At 68.6% G+C, this 14112-nt stretch carries 14 protein-coding genes; 3 read left to right on the top strand and 11 right to left on the bottom strand.

The window, feature by feature from the left end; all coding sequences use genetic code 11:
• A partial coding sequence (locus FFS27_RS16460; protein WP_137952100.1) for a DUF5086 family protein occupies positions 1-220 on the top strand: 220 nt, incomplete at its 5' end.
• Positions 221-226: 6 nt separating this feature from the next.
• On the opposite strand, the gene FFS27_RS16455 is transcribed toward FFS27_RS16460, so the two are convergent.
• Positions 227-835: a flavin reductase family protein gene (locus FFS27_RS16455; RefSeq protein WP_003087553.1), complete on the bottom strand. Its 609-nt coding sequence runs from the start codon at positions 833-835 to the stop codon at positions 227-229.
• A 137-nt stretch (positions 836-972) separates the two neighbouring features.
• Here FFS27_RS16455 and FFS27_RS16450 point away from each other — a divergent pair, with 137 nt between their 5' ends.
• Positions 973-1320: a GFA family protein gene (locus FFS27_RS16450; RefSeq protein WP_003114600.1), complete on the top strand. Its 348-nt coding sequence runs from the start codon at positions 973-975 to the stop codon at positions 1318-1320.
• Here the strand turns inward: FFS27_RS16450 and mnmH are convergent.
• The 3 genes from mnmH to FFS27_RS16435 all read right to left on the bottom strand — a co-directional run bounded on the left by mnmH (position 1299) and on the right by FFS27_RS16435 (position 3804).
• A complete protein-coding gene (gene mnmH, locus FFS27_RS16445; protein WP_021264576.1) occupies positions 1299-2408 on the bottom strand; it encodes a tRNA 2-selenouridine(34) synthase MnmH in 1110 nt (369 codons plus the stop codon). The two genes, FFS27_RS16450 and mnmH, sit on opposite strands and share 22 nt — an antisense overlap.
• Complete coding sequence (gene selD / locus FFS27_RS16440; protein WP_003087546.1) at positions 2408-3442, bottom strand: selenide, water dikinase SelD; 1035 nt, start codon at positions 3440-3442, stop codon at positions 2408-2410. The genes mnmH and selD overlap by 1 nt, the downstream gene beginning before the upstream one ends.
• Before the next feature lie 83 nt (positions 3443-3525).
• Positions 3526-3804, bottom strand: a complete 279-nt coding sequence (locus tag FFS27_RS16435) for a hypothetical protein (RefSeq protein ID WP_003097836.1) — start codon at positions 3802-3804, stop codon at positions 3526-3528.
• A gap of 114 nt (positions 3805-3918) precedes the next feature.
• Here FFS27_RS16435 and FFS27_RS16430 point away from each other — a divergent pair, with 114 nt between their 5' ends.
• Positions 3919-4956 (top strand): patatin-like phospholipase family protein, encoded by a 1038-nt coding sequence (locus FFS27_RS16430; protein WP_003087542.1) that lies wholly within the window; start codon positions 3919-3921, stop codon positions 4954-4956.
• Between the two features lie 3 nt (positions 4957-4959).
• Here FFS27_RS16430 and FFS27_RS16425 read toward each other — a convergent pair whose 3' ends face one another.
• From FFS27_RS16425 to kdpA, 7 genes are all read right to left on the bottom strand, one after another.
• A complete protein-coding gene (locus FFS27_RS16425) occupies positions 4960-5565 on the bottom strand; it encodes a DUF4893 domain-containing protein (protein WP_021264574.1) in 606 nt (201 codons plus the stop codon).
• Positions 5566-5675: 110 nt separating this feature from the next.
• A complete protein-coding gene (gene glsB / locus FFS27_RS16420; RefSeq protein ID WP_003087537.1) occupies positions 5676-6584 on the bottom strand; it encodes a glutaminase B in 909 nt (302 codons plus the stop codon).
• Between the two features lie 120 nt (positions 6585-6704).
• Positions 6705-7397, bottom strand: coding sequence for a response regulator (locus FFS27_RS16415; protein ID WP_003087534.1), 693 nt, complete (start codon positions 7395-7397; stop codon positions 6705-6707).
• Positions 7398-7497: 100 nt separating this feature from the next.
• Positions 7498-10155 (bottom strand): sensor histidine kinase, encoded by a 2658-nt coding sequence (locus FFS27_RS16410; protein WP_034014006.1) that lies wholly within the window; start codon positions 10153-10155, stop codon positions 7498-7500.
• Between the two features lie 107 nt (positions 10156-10262).
• Entirely contained in the window at positions 10263-10814 is a 552-nt protein-coding gene (gene kdpC, locus FFS27_RS16405; RefSeq protein WP_021264573.1) for a potassium-transporting ATPase subunit KdpC, read from the bottom strand.
• Positions 10815-10867: 53 nt separating this feature from the next.
• Entirely contained in the window at positions 10868-12940 is a 2073-nt protein-coding gene (kdpB, locus tag FFS27_RS16400) for a potassium-transporting ATPase subunit KdpB (RefSeq protein WP_003109951.1), read from the bottom strand.
• Between the two features lie 11 nt (positions 12941-12951).
• On the bottom strand, positions 12952-14112 hold a 1161-nt coding region (gene kdpA, locus FFS27_RS16395), incomplete at its 5' end, for a potassium-transporting ATPase subunit KdpA (RefSeq protein WP_137952099.1).

The following is a 14112-nucleotide window of genomic DNA, read 5'->3' as shown; positions in this document are numbered from 1 at the left end:
CTGCCAGGGCCAGCAGCCCTGGCAGTTCCAGCGCCTGGCCGCGCACCTGGCGCTGACCGAACAGGCGCTGCGCGCGAGTATCGTGGCGCCGCTGAAACGCGGCGGGGTGTATCCGGAAAGCTACCAGTTCGCCTATCGCCAGTGGCAGGAACGGCAGGCCGCGGGCCAGGCGCCGGTGTGCCGGCGCACGGTCGACGAGTGCCTGCGGGCGCCGGACTGAGCCCGACTACCTGGGCCGGATCATGCTGAACGTGTCGCGGGTATAGCTGTAGTGGCTGCCGCCCAGGCGACCGACCAGGTCGAGCCTGTCGCTATCCACATGGCGCTCGTCGGCCAGCACGGCATCGTCGACATGGGCCAGCAGCACGCGGGCGAAGATCAGGTGGCAATTGGGGTTCTCCGCCGGATACGGCTTGATCTCCGCCACCTCGCACTCGAAGGCCACCGCCGCCGCGGCGATCCGCGGCGGCGCCACGCGTACGCTGGACACGGTAGGGATGCCGACCGTCTCGATCTCGCTCACGCCATGGGGCAGCCAGGCGGAGGTGGCGTTCATGGTTTCGGCCTGGGCGGCGCCGACCAGGTGGATCACCAACTGCCCGGTGGCCTGGACGTTGCGCAGGGTGTCCTTGAGGCTGCCGTCGTCGCGCAGGCTGACGTTGACCATCAGGGTCGGCGGCTCGTCGCTGATCACCTGGAAGAAGCTGAACGGGGCCAGGTTGCTGGCGCCCTCGGCGGACAGGGTCGAGACCCAGGCAATCGGTCGCGGGGTGACGGTGGAAGCCAACCAGCGATAGGCCTCGGCGGGAGCGATGGTGGTGAAGTCCAGTTGCATGGCGGTCTCGCGGAAATCGACGGAGGGGACGCCGATTATGCCGCAGCCCCGCAGCTCTCGCGACCGTCTGCGCCGCGGCCCTGCACCACCTGGAGGCAGCGGCTAGACTTGCCCTACCCTCACCCAGGAGCCCTGCCATGAACTATCGAGGAAGCTGCCACTGCGGAACCATCGCCTACGAAGTCGAAGGCGACCTCGACCAGGTGATCCAGTGCAACTGTTCACTGTGCAGCCGGCGCGGCTGGCTGCTGTGGTTCGTCCCGCGCGACCGTCTGGCGCTGAAGACGCCGGCCAGCGCGATGCACACCTACACCTTCAACACCCATCGCCTGCAGCATCACTTCTGCCCCACCTGCGGCTGCGCGCCGTTCAGCGAAGGCATAGGCCCGGACGGCCAGGCGATGGCCGCGGTCAACGCGCGCTGCCTGGAGGACATCGACGCCAACGCGCTCCCGGTACAGCACTACGATGGCCGCAACGCCTGACGCTGGCGCAGGTAGCCGATCACCTCGGCCTGGTTGCCGCGGAACTCGACGCGGTCTTCCTTGCTCTGCCGCTGGAAGGCGTACATCGGGTCGTAGTACTCCTTGAGCAGCCCCTCGATCCAGCCGCGATGGGTATCCACCGAGCCGTCGCGGCCCTGCTCTTCCAGCGCCTGCACAAGGATCGCCGCCAGCCGCTGGTAGCGCTCGCCGCCGAGGCGCTTGACGATGCCGGCGAGGCTCTTCTGCAGGTAGGCGGAGAAGGCGGCGAAGCCCTCCTCCACGCCCACCACACGCTCGAACTCGCTGCGCAGGTCGATCACGTAGTCCCTGAGGATACGCTCGACACGCTGCTCGAAGGCATCCTCCAGCCAGACCAGCGGGTAGCCCTGCATGCCCTGGTACAGCTCCAGCGGCAAGGAGCAGCTACCGACGATCCGCCCCTCATCCTCGAGGACGAACTGGCCGACGCCGCGATGACGCTTCTTCAGGATGTCGATGGCCAGGCGGTTCTCGAAGTCGATCTGCGCCGGCTGCGGCGTGGCTCGCCGGCCAAAGCTGGAGCCGCGGTGGTTGGCGTGGCCTTCGAGATCGAGGCTGTTGTCCAGCGCCGCGATCACCTCGGTCTTGCCGCAACCGGTGAGGCCGCCGACCAGCACGAAATCGCACTCGTCGACCGCCGCGCGGGTGGTTTCGAAAAGGAAGTTGCGCAACGCCTTGTAGCCGCCGATCACCCGTGGGTAGTCGATGCCGGCGTCCTGCTTCAGCCACTGCTGGACGATCTGCGAGCGCAGGCCGCCGCGGAAGCAATACAGGTAGCCGTTCGGGTTGGCTTCGGCGAAGGCTTTCCAGGCCGCCAGCCGTTCGGCCTTGAGCGCCCCGCAGACCAGTTCGTGGCCAAGGGCGATGGCGGCCTGCTGGCCGTGCTGCTTGTAGCTGGTGCCGACCTTCTGCCGCTCGATGTCGTTCATCAGCGGCCGGTTGACCGTGTTGGGAAAGGCGCCCTTGAGGTACTCCACCGGGGCGCGCACATCCATCAGGGGGATATCGTCGAGAAACAGTTCGCGGTAGTGCTGGGTGTTGTCGCGCATTACAGCACCTGTACCGCGAGACTCTGTCGCTCGACCAGCTCGCCGATCGGCGCCAGTTGCAGGCCGAGTTCCGCCGCCACGGCGAGGAACTCCGCCTCGCCTTCCGGAGCCACCGCCACCAGCAGGCCGCCGCTGGTCTGCGGATCGCAAAGCAACAGCTTCTGCACCTCCGGCAGTGGCGCGATGCGCTCGCCATAGCTGTCGAAGTTGCGCAGGGTGCCGCCGGGCACGCAGCCCTGCTCCAGGTAATATTCGGCACTGGCCAGGCGCGGCACCGCGGCGTACTCAACGCGCGCGGTGAGCTTGCTGCCGTCGGCCATTTCCACCAGGTGGCCGAGCAGGCCGAAACCGGTGACGTCGGTCATCGCCTTGACCCCGGCCAACCGACCGAAGCGTGCGCCGGGCCTGTTCAGGGTGCACATCCAGTCGCGCGCCACGCCGACGTCCTCGGCGCGCAGCCTGGCCTTCTTCTCGGCAGTGGTGAGGATGCCGATGCCCAGCGGCTTGGTCAGGTACAGCCTGCAGCCGGCCTCGGCGGTGTCGTTGCGTTTCATGAAACGCTTCTCCACCACGCCGGTCACGGCCAGGCCGAAGATCGGCTCGGGGGCGTCGATGGAGTGTCCGCCGGCCAGCGGGATGCCGGCTTCCTCGCAGACCTTGCGGCCGCCGGCGATCACCTCGCGGGCGACTTCCGCGGCCAGCACGTTGACCGGCCAGCCGAGGATGGCGATGGCCATCAGCGGGTCGCCACCCATGGCGTAGATGTCGCTGATGGCGTTGGTCGCGGCGATACGGCCGAAATCGAAGGGGTCGTCGACGATCGGCATGAAGAAATCGGTGGTGGAGACCACCCCGCGCTCCTCGTCGAGGGCGTAGACAGCCGCGTCGTCGCGCGAGGCGTTGCCGACCCAGAGCTTCGGATCGAGGTTCTGCGCGCCGCTGCCGGCGAGGATCACCTCCAGTACCTTGGGCGAAATCTTGCAGCCGCAGCCGGCGCCGTGGCTGTACTGGGTCAGGCGGATCGCCTCGCTCATCGGTGTACTCCCGTGGATGTCGGAAAAGTGCCCATTCTAGCAAAGCCGGCGCCGCCGCCAGAGGGCCGATCGCCGCGCCCGGCTCAGCGTCCGGCGCGCGACTCGCGGATATAGAAGCGCGCCTTCTCGGCCTTGCTGGTGCAGCCCTCGTAGGCTTCGAACTGCTGCTGGGTCTTGGCCCCGGTGAGCAGGGTCAGGGCCTTCGAGTAGCTGACGGTGCCTGCGAAGCCTTCGGCCTTGGCCAGGTCGAGTTCCTTCCAGGCCGCGTCCAGCTGGTCGGCGCAGTTCTCCCGGTAGGCGGTCTTGCCGGCGCAGCCGGCCAGGGTCAGGGCAAGGACGGGCAGAACGATCCAGGTTTTCATCGAACGATCTCCGGACAGGGAAAGGGCCGCGCATCGCCGCGACGCACTTGGCGGCGGCCGGGCGACACGCGTATCGTTTTCGCTTCGTCACGCAGTATTGGCAAGGGGTTGCAGATGAGCAAACAGGTCGCCCTGGTATTGGGCTCCGGCGGTGCGCGCGGCTACGCGCACATCGGCGTGATCGAGGAACTCGAGGCGCGCGGCTATGAGATCACCTGCATCGCCGGTTGTTCCATGGGCTCGGTGATCGGCGGCATCTACGCCGCCGGCAAGCTGCGCGAGTACCGCGAGTGGGTGGAAAGCCTGGATTACCTCGACGTGCTGCGCCTGCTCGACGTCAGCTTCCGCCTCGGCGCGATCCGCGGCGAGCGGGTGTTCGGCAAGATCCACGAGATCCTCGGCGAGGTGAACATCGAGGACCTGTCGATTCCCTACACGGCGGTTGCCACCGACCTCACCAACCAGCAGGAAATCTGGTTCCAGGAAGGCTGCCTGCACCAGGCCATGCGCGCCTCGGCGGCGATCCCCAGCCTGTTCACCCCGGTCATGCAGGGCAGCCGCATGCTGGTCGACGGCGGCCTGCTCAACCCGTTGCCGATCGTGCCGGTGGTGTCGGCCCACAGCGACCTGATCATCGCGGTCAACCTCAACGCCACCAACCAGAAGCAGTACCACCTGCCGGTGATCGAGCGTCCGGCAGCGCTCAAGGGGCGCTTCGACAGCATGATCGAGAGCCTCGGCCACAAACTCTCGTTCTTCCGCCGCCACGGCGACGACAATACCCCGCCAGAGCTGAGCGCCGACGCCCTGCTCCATCCGGTTCCGGCGGAATCCGAGGAGCCCGCCGAGCCGCAACTGCAACAGCCGGCCGCGGCGCCGCAAGGCAAGGACTCGCCGAAGTCGGCCAGCGGCACCACGGTGGTGGAAAGCAGCGGTCCGGCATCACTGCTGGAACTGGTCAACCAGAGCTTCGAGGTGATGCAGACCTCGCTGGCGCAGTACAAGATCGCCGGCTACCCGCCGGACATCCTGATCAACGTGCCAAAGCGGGTCTGCCGCTTCTTCGAGTTCTACAAGGCGCCGGAGCTGATCGCCCTCGGCCGGCAGATCGCCAGCGACACCCTGGACCGCTACGAGGAAGACAACGCCTGAGCCTCAGCGGCTGAACTCGAGGACCTCGTAGCCGCCGTGCCGTTCCGGGAACAGCAGGAGGAAGCCGCCGGCGTGCGGGCGCAGCAGCGCGACCACGTCGGACTCAGCCGGCGCGCCGTGGGCCAGGCCACTGAAGGTCACCTGGGGCTCGTCGTTGACCGTGGCGCCGCCGAGGAACACGTAGCGCTGCGTGCCTTCGCGGAACAGGTAGCCGCTGACCCGCTGCGAACCGCTGGTCTTCTCCAGGAACAGGCCGCGGTCGGTACGCCGGATGCGGCACTGGAAGTTCGGATAGCGATAGATGCCGTACTGGTCGGCCTGGGTCGAGCGGCACTTCCAGTCGCCCAGCAGGCCTTTCTCGTCGACGGCGACGACGGGCTGCGCCAGGCTGAGTTCCAGTTGCTCCAGTTCCGGCAGGAATTCCTCGAAGGCACTGTCGTAGTAGCGCTTGTTGATGGCCTCGGCGTCCTGCTCGACGGCCAGCACGCTGCGCTGCTGCTGGTCGCTGGTATAGCCACGCCAGTCCGGCTCGGCGGCGCCGGCGTGCGCGCAGGCGGCGAGAACGGTGAGGCAGGCGAAGACACGGGAAACGGGAATCGGGCGGGACATGGCGACCATCCTGGCGAGTGGACCGGCGCATCCGGCGCCGGCAAGCGGTAGCCGCAGAACATAGCGCAGCGGCGCCGGGAATTCGAGCGCCACCACGACGGGCGGCGGTTTCAGAAGATCGACCAGCCGATCCGCTCGCTGAGTTTCTCCAGCGCGGCGATACCCGCCAGCGAATTGCCCGCGGCGTTCAGCTCCGGCGACCAGACGCAGACCGTGAAGCGCCCCGGCACCACCGCGATGATGCCGCCGCCGACGCCGCTCTTGCCCGGCAGGCCGACCCGGTAGGCAAAGTTGCCGGCCTCGTCGTAGAGCCCGCTGGTGGCCATGATCGCGTTGACCTGCTTGGTCTGCCGCTCGTTGAGCACCTGCTCGCCGCTGTGCTTGCAGAAGCCCTTGTCGGCGAGGAAGCAGAACGCCCGCGCCAGGTCGACGCAGCTCATGCGCAACGCGCAATGATGGAAATAGCTGAGCAGCACCGCCTCGACGTCGTTGTGGAAGTTGCCGAACGATTTCATCAGGTAGGCCGCCGCCGCGTTGCGCGAGCGGTGCTGGTACTCCGAGCGCGCCACCACCGAGTCCGACACCACTTCCGGGTTGCCGCACAGGCGCCGGACGAAATCGCGCATCGATTGCGCCGGCGCGGCGAAACGCGACTGGTTGATGTCGCAGATCACCAGGGCGCCGGCATTGATGAACGGATTGCGCGGCTTGCCGCGCTCGAACTCCAGCTGAACCAGGGAGTTGAAAGGCTGGCCGGAGGGCTCGTGGCCGAGGCGTTGCCAGATGTCCTCGCCGGAATGCTGGATCGCCTGGACCAGGCTGAACACCTTGGAAATGCTCTGGATGGAAAACGGCCGCAGGGCGTCGCCGGCATGGAACAGCTCGCCGTCGCGGCTGTACACGGCGATCCCCAGTTGGTTCGGCTCGACGCCGGCGAGCGCGGGAATGTAGTCGGCGACCTTGCCGCGCCCGATCAGCGGGCGGACTTCATCGAGAATCTCGTTCAACAGTTGCTGCATGATGACCTTCGTCGTGACACCGGGGCGCCGACCCGGCGCATCCGGGCCAGCGCGAATGCGCGGCATCATAGGCGATGAACGCGCGGGAGGCATGCCCCTCGCGCAGAATTGCGCTGCGCGTCAGCTGTCGCGCAGGCGATAGCCGACGCCCGCCTCGGTCACCAGGAAGCGCGGGCTGGCCGGATCGTCGCCGAGTTTCTGCCGCAGGTGGCCGACCACGACCCGCAGGTAATGGGTGTCTTCGACGTGGGTCGGGCCCCAGATATCCTTGAGCAGTTGCTGCTGGGTCACTACCCGTCCGAGATGGCGTGCCAGCGCGGCGAGCACCGCGTACTCCTTACGCGTCAGCGCCACTTCCGCACCCTCCAGGGTGACCCGGCGATAGGCGAAGTCCACCTGCAACGGGCCGACCGCCACCGCCGCCTCCGGGCTTTCGCCCTGCGCCGCCTGGCGCAGCAGGACGCGCACGCGGGCGAGGAACTCCTGGATGCCGAACGGCTTGGTCACGTAGTCGTTGGCGCCACCGTCCAGGGCCAGCACCTTCTCGCCCTCGCTGGCGCGCACCGACAGCACCAGCACCGGCACCTGCGACCATTCGCGCAGGTCGCGGAGGATGTCCTGGCCGTCGCGGTCCGGCAGGCCGAGGTCGAGCACCACCAGGTCCGGCCGGTTCAGCGCGGCCTGGGCCAGCCCCTCTTCGCCGGTGCCGGCCTCGAGTACCCGGTAGCCCTGGGCATTGAGGCTGATACGGAGGAACTTGCGGATCTGCGGTTCGTCGTCGATCAGCAGGATGCTGTTCTGCAATTGGGTCATGGCACTCGGCACGGCAGGTGAACACGGCGACGAGCCAGCGGCGGCGTCGCGGAAACGGCAGGAATAGCGCGAGCGCGGGCGCCAGGCAAGTGCGCCGGGCTCATTCGTCGCCCTCCAGTTGCCCGAGGTCCGGCTGCGGATGCAGCGGCAGGTGCAGGACCAGCGTGGTGCCGCGACCGTCGAGGCCTTCGCCGACGCTGATGCGCCCGCCGTGGGCGCCGATCATGCCCTGGCAGATCGCCAGGCCCAGGCCGGTGCCCTGGCCACCGCGGTCGCCACGGGCAGCGGTGTAGAACATGTCGAAGATCTTCTCCCGCTCGGCCTCGGGAATCCCCGGCCCCTCGTCGCTCACCGCGAAACGCAGCTCGGCGGCATCCTGGCTGACCTCGATGCGCAACCGGCCGTGGCTCGGCGAGAAGCGCGCGGCATTTTCCAGCACGTTGATCAGCGCCTGTTCGATCAGCGCCGCATGCACGTAGAGCAACGGCAGGTCGTTGGCCACGATCGCCTGCACCCGGTACGGCGCCAGCACCGCACGCAGGCGGTTCAGCGCGCTGCCGACGATGTCGCCCGGCGCCACCCAGTCGCGCGCCAGCTTCAGGCCACCGTGGCCGAGACGGGTCATGTCGAGCAGGTTCTGGATATAGCGGTCCAGTCGCTCGGCCTCGTCGCGGGTGCTTTCCAGCAGTTCGCGACGATCCGCCGGCGGGATCGCCTCGCCCAGCGCCAGCAGGCTGTCGATGGAACCGCGCATGGCCGTCAGCGGCGTGCGCAGGTCGTGGGACACCGAGGCGAGCAAGGCGCTGCGCAGTTGCTCGGTTTCGCCGTGCAGGCGCGCGGCCTCCAGGTCCTCGGCCAGGCGAGCCCGCGCCAGGGCCTGGGCCAGGGGCTGGCCGAGGGCGGCGAGCAGGCGCCGGCGCTGCGGGCTCAGCGGCTGGCCGTCCAGCGGCGCGACGCCGAGCAGTGCCAGCGGCCCCTCTTCCGCCGACAGCGGCCACCACCACCAGCGTCCTCCGGGCAGCGTGCCAGTACCGAGGCCGGCCGGCTGGTCGTGGGCCCAGGCCCAGTCGGCGGCGACCCGTTCCTGGTCGGCGAGTTGCCGCTGCACGCCGGCCTCGGTCTTCCACTCGCCATTGACCTGACCGAGCAGGCAGACCTCGACGTCCTTCCAGTCGTCGAACTGCTGGGCGGCGGCGGCCAGCACCGCCTGGCGGTCGGTGGCGGCGGTGAGCTTGCGCGACAGCTCCAGCAGCAGGCTGGTTTCCTCCTGGGTATCACGCAGCGCCTCCAGCTGGCGCCGCTGGCGTGCCGCCAGGTTGCCGGTGAGGCCGGCCATGAACAGGAAGAACGCCAGGCTCAGCAGGTCTTCATGGCGATGGATGGCGAAGGAAAAATGCGGTGGGATGAACAGGAAGTCATAGGCCAGGAACGACGCCACCGCGCACAGCAGTGCCGGCATCAGGCTGCTGCGCACTGCCACCAGCAGCACCGCCATCAGGAACACCAGGGAGATGTTCGGCAGTTCCAGCAGGTGCGCCACGACCCAGGCCAGGCCGCTGGCCAGGGCGGTCGCCAGCAGCGCCAGCAGATAGTCGTTCCACACCACCGGATAGCGTGGCCGCGGTTCCGCCGGGCGCAGGTCGGCCTCGCTGTCCAGGGCACTGATCTCCAGGCCCTGGCCGTTGCGCAGCAGGCGCCCGGCGAGACCACCGCCGAAGGCCCGGCGGTACCAGCGGCGCCGCGACTGGCCAACCAGGACCAGGCTGGCGCGGCGCTCGCGGGCATGTTGCAGGAGGGTCCGCGCCACCTCGCCGGCGCGCAGCACGACGATCTCGCCGCCGAGCCGCTCGGCCAGTTGCTGCGCACCCTGCAGGCGCATCCGCGCCTGCTCGCCGCGCAAGCCGCCGGTATCGACGTGTACCACGCTCCAGGGCAGGTGCCGACGTTCGGCGACCCGGCAGGCGTGGCGCACCAGGCGTTCGGCCTGTTCGTCACCGTCGATGCCCACCAGCAGCCGCCCGCGCAACGCCGGCGCCTCCTCGCCGCGCTGGCGGTAGCGGTGGTTGAGGTCGGCGTCGACCCGCGCGGCGGCGGTCTGCATCGCCAGTTCACGCAGCGCGGTGAGGTTGGTCTGCGAGAAGAACGCATCGATCGCCGCCCGCGCCTGTTCCGGCACGTAGACCTTGCCCTCGCGCAGGCGCTCCAGCAGCTCGCGCGGCGGCAGGTCGATGAGGACGATCTCGTAGGCCTCCTGCAACACCCAGTCCGGCACCGTCTCGCGGACCTGCACGCCGGTGATATCGCGGACCTGGTCGTTGAGGCTCTCCAGGTGCTGGACGTTGACCGTTGTGTAGACGTCGATTCCCGCCGCCAGCAACTCCTGGATGTCCTGCCAGCGCTTGGCGTGGCGGCTGCCGGGAACGTTGCTGTGGGCCAGTTCGTCGACCAGGGCCAGCGCCGGCGGGTCGGCGAGGAGACCGTCGAGGTCCATTTCCTGCAGTTTCATCCCTCGATACTCGAGGCTGCGCAGCGGCTGCTGCGGCACGCCTGCGAGGAGGGACTCGGTTTCCGCCCGCGAGTGGGTCTCGACCACCCCGGCGCGCAGTTTCACGCCCTGGCGCAACTGGGCCTGGGCGGCCTGCAGCATGGCGAAGGTCTTGCCCACCCCCGGCGCCGCGCCGAGAAAGACTTTCAGGCGGCCGCGCCCGTCAGCGGGCAGGTCGGCCAGCAGCGCGTCGGCGCGTGCGGTGTCGGTCATGGATCGGTCGTACTCCGTTGCTCTGCGCCGCGCGGGGCGGACGATCGCCGGCGATCATCCGCCGATGCGGCGATATTGCAAGCCCTTGCGTGGGTCTCTGGGGAAACCTAGCGCTTCAACCCCGTCAGCGCCATGTTCAGCGCCAGCACGTTGACCACCGCCGGCCCCACCAGCGGCCGCTCGGTGTGGCTTTCCACCAGGTCTTCCACCATCCGCAGCGGCAGCCCGCGCGCCGTGGCCACCCGCAGCGCCTGGTAACGCGCGGCCTGCGGCGGCAGCTGCGGATCGAGTCCGCTACCGGAGGTAGTCACCAGCGCCAGCGGCACCGGCCCCTGGTCGGCGATACGCTCCTGCGCGGCGTCCCTGGCGATGCGCTCGGCCAGTGCCGGGTTGCTCGGCGCCAGGTTGCTCGCGGCACTGGAAACGGTGGCGTAGTCGCCCGCCGAAGGCCGCGAATGGAACCACTCCTCGCCGTCGAACTTCTGCGCGATCAGCCGCGAGCCGAGCACCTTGCCCTCGGCGTCGCGCAGCAGGCTGCCATTGGCCTGCTCGGGGAACGCCAGTTGGGCGATACCGGTGACCAGCAGCGGATAGGCCACGCCGGTGACCAGGCTCAGCACCAGCAGTGACGCCAGTGCCGGACGGAGTTGCTTGAACATGTGCAGATCCTCTCTTCAGTCCCAGGCCCTCGCCCGACGGCGAGGGCCGTTGTTCATGCCAGGCCGACGGCGGTCAGCAGCAGGTCGATCGCCTTGATCCCGAGGAACGGCGCCACCAGGCCGCCGACGCCATAGATCAGCAGGTTGCGCTGCAGCAGTTGCGAAGCGTCCGCCGCCTGCACCCGCACGCCGCGCAAGGCCAGTGGGATCAACGCGACGATGATCAGCGCGTTGAACACGATGGCCGACAGGATCGCGCTCTGCGGGCTTTGCAGGCGCATCACGTTGAGCACGTCGAGCTGCGGGTAGATGCCGACGAACAGCGCCGGCAGGATGGCGAAGTACTTGGCCACGTCGTTGGCGATGGAGAAGGTGGTCAGCGCGCCGCGGGTGACCAGCAACTCCTTGCCCACCTGGACCACGTCGAGCAGCTTGGTCGGGTCGCTGTCCAGGTCGACCAGGTTGGCCGCCTCGCGGGCGGCCTGGGTGCCGTCGTTCATGGCCATGCCGACGTCGGCCTGGGCCAGCGCCGGGGCGTCGTTGGCACCGTCGCCGCACATCGCCACCAGGCGACCTTCGCCCTGCTCCTGGCGAATCCGCGCCAGTTTCTTCTCCGGGGTAGCCTCGGCGATCACGTCGTCGACCCCAGCCTCGGCGGCGATGGCAGCGGCGGTCAGCGGGTTGTCGCCGGTCACCATCACGGTGCGGATGCCCAGCCGGCGCAGTTCGGCGAAGCGCTCGCGAATGCCCGGCTTGACCACGTCCTTCAGGTGAATGGCGCCGAGCAGCCGGCCGTTGGCTACCACCAGCAGCGGGGTGCCGCCGCTCTGGGCGATCTTGTCCACCTCCCGCGAAAGCACCTCGGGCATCTTCTCCCGCGGCAGGTCGATGAAGCGCAGCGCCGCATCCACCGCCCCCTTGCGGTACACCTGGCCGTTCCAGTCGACCCCGGACAAGCGGGTTTCCGCGCTGAAGGCGATCGGCGTCAGCTCCTCGCGGCGCGGCTCTTCGATCGGATGCAGGATGCGCAGGTATTCGACGATCGACTTGCCTTCCGGCGTGTCGTCGGCCAGCGAGGCCAGCAACGCGCCCTCGGCCAGTTCCTTGCCGCTCACCCCCGGCGCGGCGTACAGCGCGCTGCAGCGGCGGTTGCCGAAGGTGATGGTGCCGGTCTTGTCGAGCAGCAGCACGTGGACGTCGCCGGCCGCCTCCACCGCGCGACCGGACTTGGCGATCACGTTCAGGCGCACCAGGCGGTCCATGCCGGCGATGCCGATGGCCGAGAGCAGGCCGCCGATGGTGGTCGGGATCAGCGTCACCAGCAGCGCCACCAGGAACACCAGCGGCAGGTTGCCGCCGGCGAACAGGGCGAACGGCTTGAGGGTCACCACCACCAGCAGGAAGATCAGGGTCAGGCCGATCAGCAGGATGTCCAGCGCTACTTCGTTGGGGGTCTTCTGCCGCTTGGCGCCTTCCACCAGGGCGATCATCCGGTCCAGGGTCGACTCGCCCGGGTTGGCGCCGATCCGCACCAGCAGCCAGTCGGACACCACCTGGGTGTTGCCGGTCACCGCCGAGCGGTCGCCGCCGGACTCGCGGATCACCGGCGCCGATTCACCGGTGATGGCGGCCTCGTTGACCGCCGCCACGCCTTCGATGACTTCGCCGTCGCCGGGAATCATCTCGCCGGCCTGGACCCGTACCACGTCGCCCTTGCGCAGGCTGCTGGCAGCGACGCTCTCGAAACTGCCGTCGGCGCGCCGCTTATTGGCGGAGAGGCCCTGGCTGCCGGCCTTGAGACTGTCCGCGCGGGCCTTGCCACGCCCCTCGGCGAGCGCTTCGGCGAAATTCGCGAAGAGCACGGTGAACCACAGCCAGAGGGCGATCTGCAGCGCCACCGAGGTCGGCACCGCCTGGTCGGGGACGAAGCACAGCAAGGTGGTGAGCACGGCGGTCAGTTCGACCACCAGCATCACCGGCGAGCGCAGCAACTGGCGCGGGTCGAGCTTGACGAAGGCTTGCAGCAGCGCCGGCCGCCACAAGGCGGCGAGGCTGGTGGACGCGTTGTTGCGACGTTCGAGCGATTTGTGCAAGGCGTTCTTGGACGCCTGGGTCTGAGCGTTCATGTGCGATTCCTTCAGAAGCCGAGGCTCAGTTGTTCAGCGATCGGGCCGAGGGCCAGGGTCGGCAGGAAGGTCAGGCCGCCGACCAGCAGGATGGTCACGGTGAGCAGGCTGACGAACAGCGGACCATGGGTCGGAAAACTGTTCGGCCCCACCGGGCTGGCCTTCTTCGCCGCCAGGCTGCCAGCGATGGCGAGGATCGGCAGGATGTAGCCGAAGCGGCCGATGAGCATGGCCAGGCCGATCATCAGGTTGTGGAACGGCGTATTGGCACCGAAACCGGCAAACGCCGAGCCGTTGTTGGCGCTCCCCGAGGTGTAGGCGTAGAGCAGTTGGCTGAAACCGTGCGGGCCGGGGTTGGTCACCGCCGAGGCCGGTCCCGGCAGGCTGGCGGCGATGGCGCCGAGCACCAGCACGCCGACAGGCATCACCAGCAGGGTGAAGACCAGCAGGCGGACCTCCTTCGCCTCGAGCTTCTTGCCCAGGTACTCCGGCGTCCGCCCGACCATCAGGCCGGCGAGGAACACCGCGATCAGGACGAACAGCAGCATGCCGTAGAGGCCGGCGCCGACGCCGCCGAAGATCACCTCGCCGAGCATCATGTTCAGCAGCGGCAGCATGCCGCCCAGGGGGCTCAGGCTGTCGTGCATGGCGTTCACCGAGCCGTTCGAGGCGGCGGTGGTGGTGATCGCCCAGAGCATGCTGGCGGCGGTGCCGAAGCGACTCTCCTTGCCCTCCATCGGCGCGCCCTGCTCGACCGGCAACTGCGCCAGCGCCGGGTTCGGCTGGTATTCGGCCCACAGCGACAGGCCCAGGCCGAGGCAGAACAGCAGCAGCATGCAGCCGAGGATCGCGCGGCTCTGGCGCAGGTCCTTCACGTAATGGCCGAAGGTGAATACCAGCGCCGCCGGGATCAGGATGATCGAGGCCACTTCGAACAGGTTGCTCCAGGCGCTCGGGTTCTCGAACGGATGAGTCGAGTTGACGCCGAAGAAGCCGCCGCCGTTGGTGCCCAGCTGCTTGATGGCGATCTGGCTGGCCGCCGGGCCGAGCGGGATGGTCTGCTCGGCGCCTTGCAAGGTGGTGGCATGGACGTAGTCGAAGAAGGTCTGCGGCACGCCCTGCCAGACCAGCAGCAACGCCAGCAGCAGGCACAGCGGCAGCAGCACGTAGAG

It is taken from the genome of Pseudomonas sp. 2VD (assembly GCF_005503585.1).
GTDB lineage: Bacteria > Pseudomonadota > Gammaproteobacteria > Pseudomonadales > Pseudomonadaceae > Pseudomonas > Pseudomonas aeruginosa.
The sequence above is the reverse complement of the archived record's forward strand: the minus strand, read 5'-3'. Positions and strand labels throughout refer to the sequence as shown.

Bases quoted from the DNA above. Each gene is read 5' to 3' on its own strand.
- FFS27_RS16455 (WP_003087553.1), bottom strand. From the start codon at position 835: ATGCAACTGGACTTCACCACCATCGCTCCCGCCGAGGCCTATCGCTGG.
- FFS27_RS16450 (WP_003114600.1), top strand. From the start codon at position 973: ATGAACTATCGAGGAAGCTGCCACTGCGGAACCATCGCCTACGAAGTC.
- mnmH (WP_021264576.1), bottom strand. From the start codon at position 2,408: ATGCGCGACAACACCCAGCACTACCGCGAACTGTTTCTCGACGATATC.
- selD (WP_003087546.1), bottom strand. From the start codon at position 3,442: ATGAGCGAGGCGATCCGCCTGACCCAGTACAGCCACGGCGCCGGCTGC.
- FFS27_RS16435 (WP_003097836.1), bottom strand. From the start codon at position 3,804: ATGAAAACCTGGATCGTTCTGCCCGTCCTTGCCCTGACCCTGGCCGGC.
- FFS27_RS16430 (WP_003087542.1), top strand. From the start codon at position 3,919: ATGAGCAAACAGGTCGCCCTGGTATTGGGCTCCGGCGGTGCGCGCGGC.
- FFS27_RS16425 (WP_021264574.1), bottom strand. From the start codon at position 5,565: ATGTCCCGCCCGATTCCCGTTTCCCGTGTCTTCGCCTGCCTCACCGTT.
- glsB (WP_003087537.1), bottom strand. From the start codon at position 6,584: ATGCAGCAACTGTTGAACGAGATTCTCGATGAAGTCCGCCCGCTGATC.
- FFS27_RS16415 (WP_003087534.1), bottom strand. From the start codon at position 7,397: ATGACCCAATTGCAGAACAGCATCCTGCTGATCGACGACGAACCGCAG.
- FFS27_RS16410 (WP_034014006.1), bottom strand. From the start codon at position 10,155: ATGACCGACACCGCACGCGCCGACGCGCTGCTGGCCGACCTGCCCGCT.
- kdpC (WP_021264573.1), bottom strand. From the start codon at position 10,814: ATGTTCAAGCAACTCCGTCCGGCACTGGCGTCACTGCTGGTGCTGAGC.
- kdpB (WP_003109951.1), bottom strand. From the start codon at position 12,940: ATGAACGCTCAGACCCAGGCGTCCAAGAACGCCTTGCACAAATCGCTC.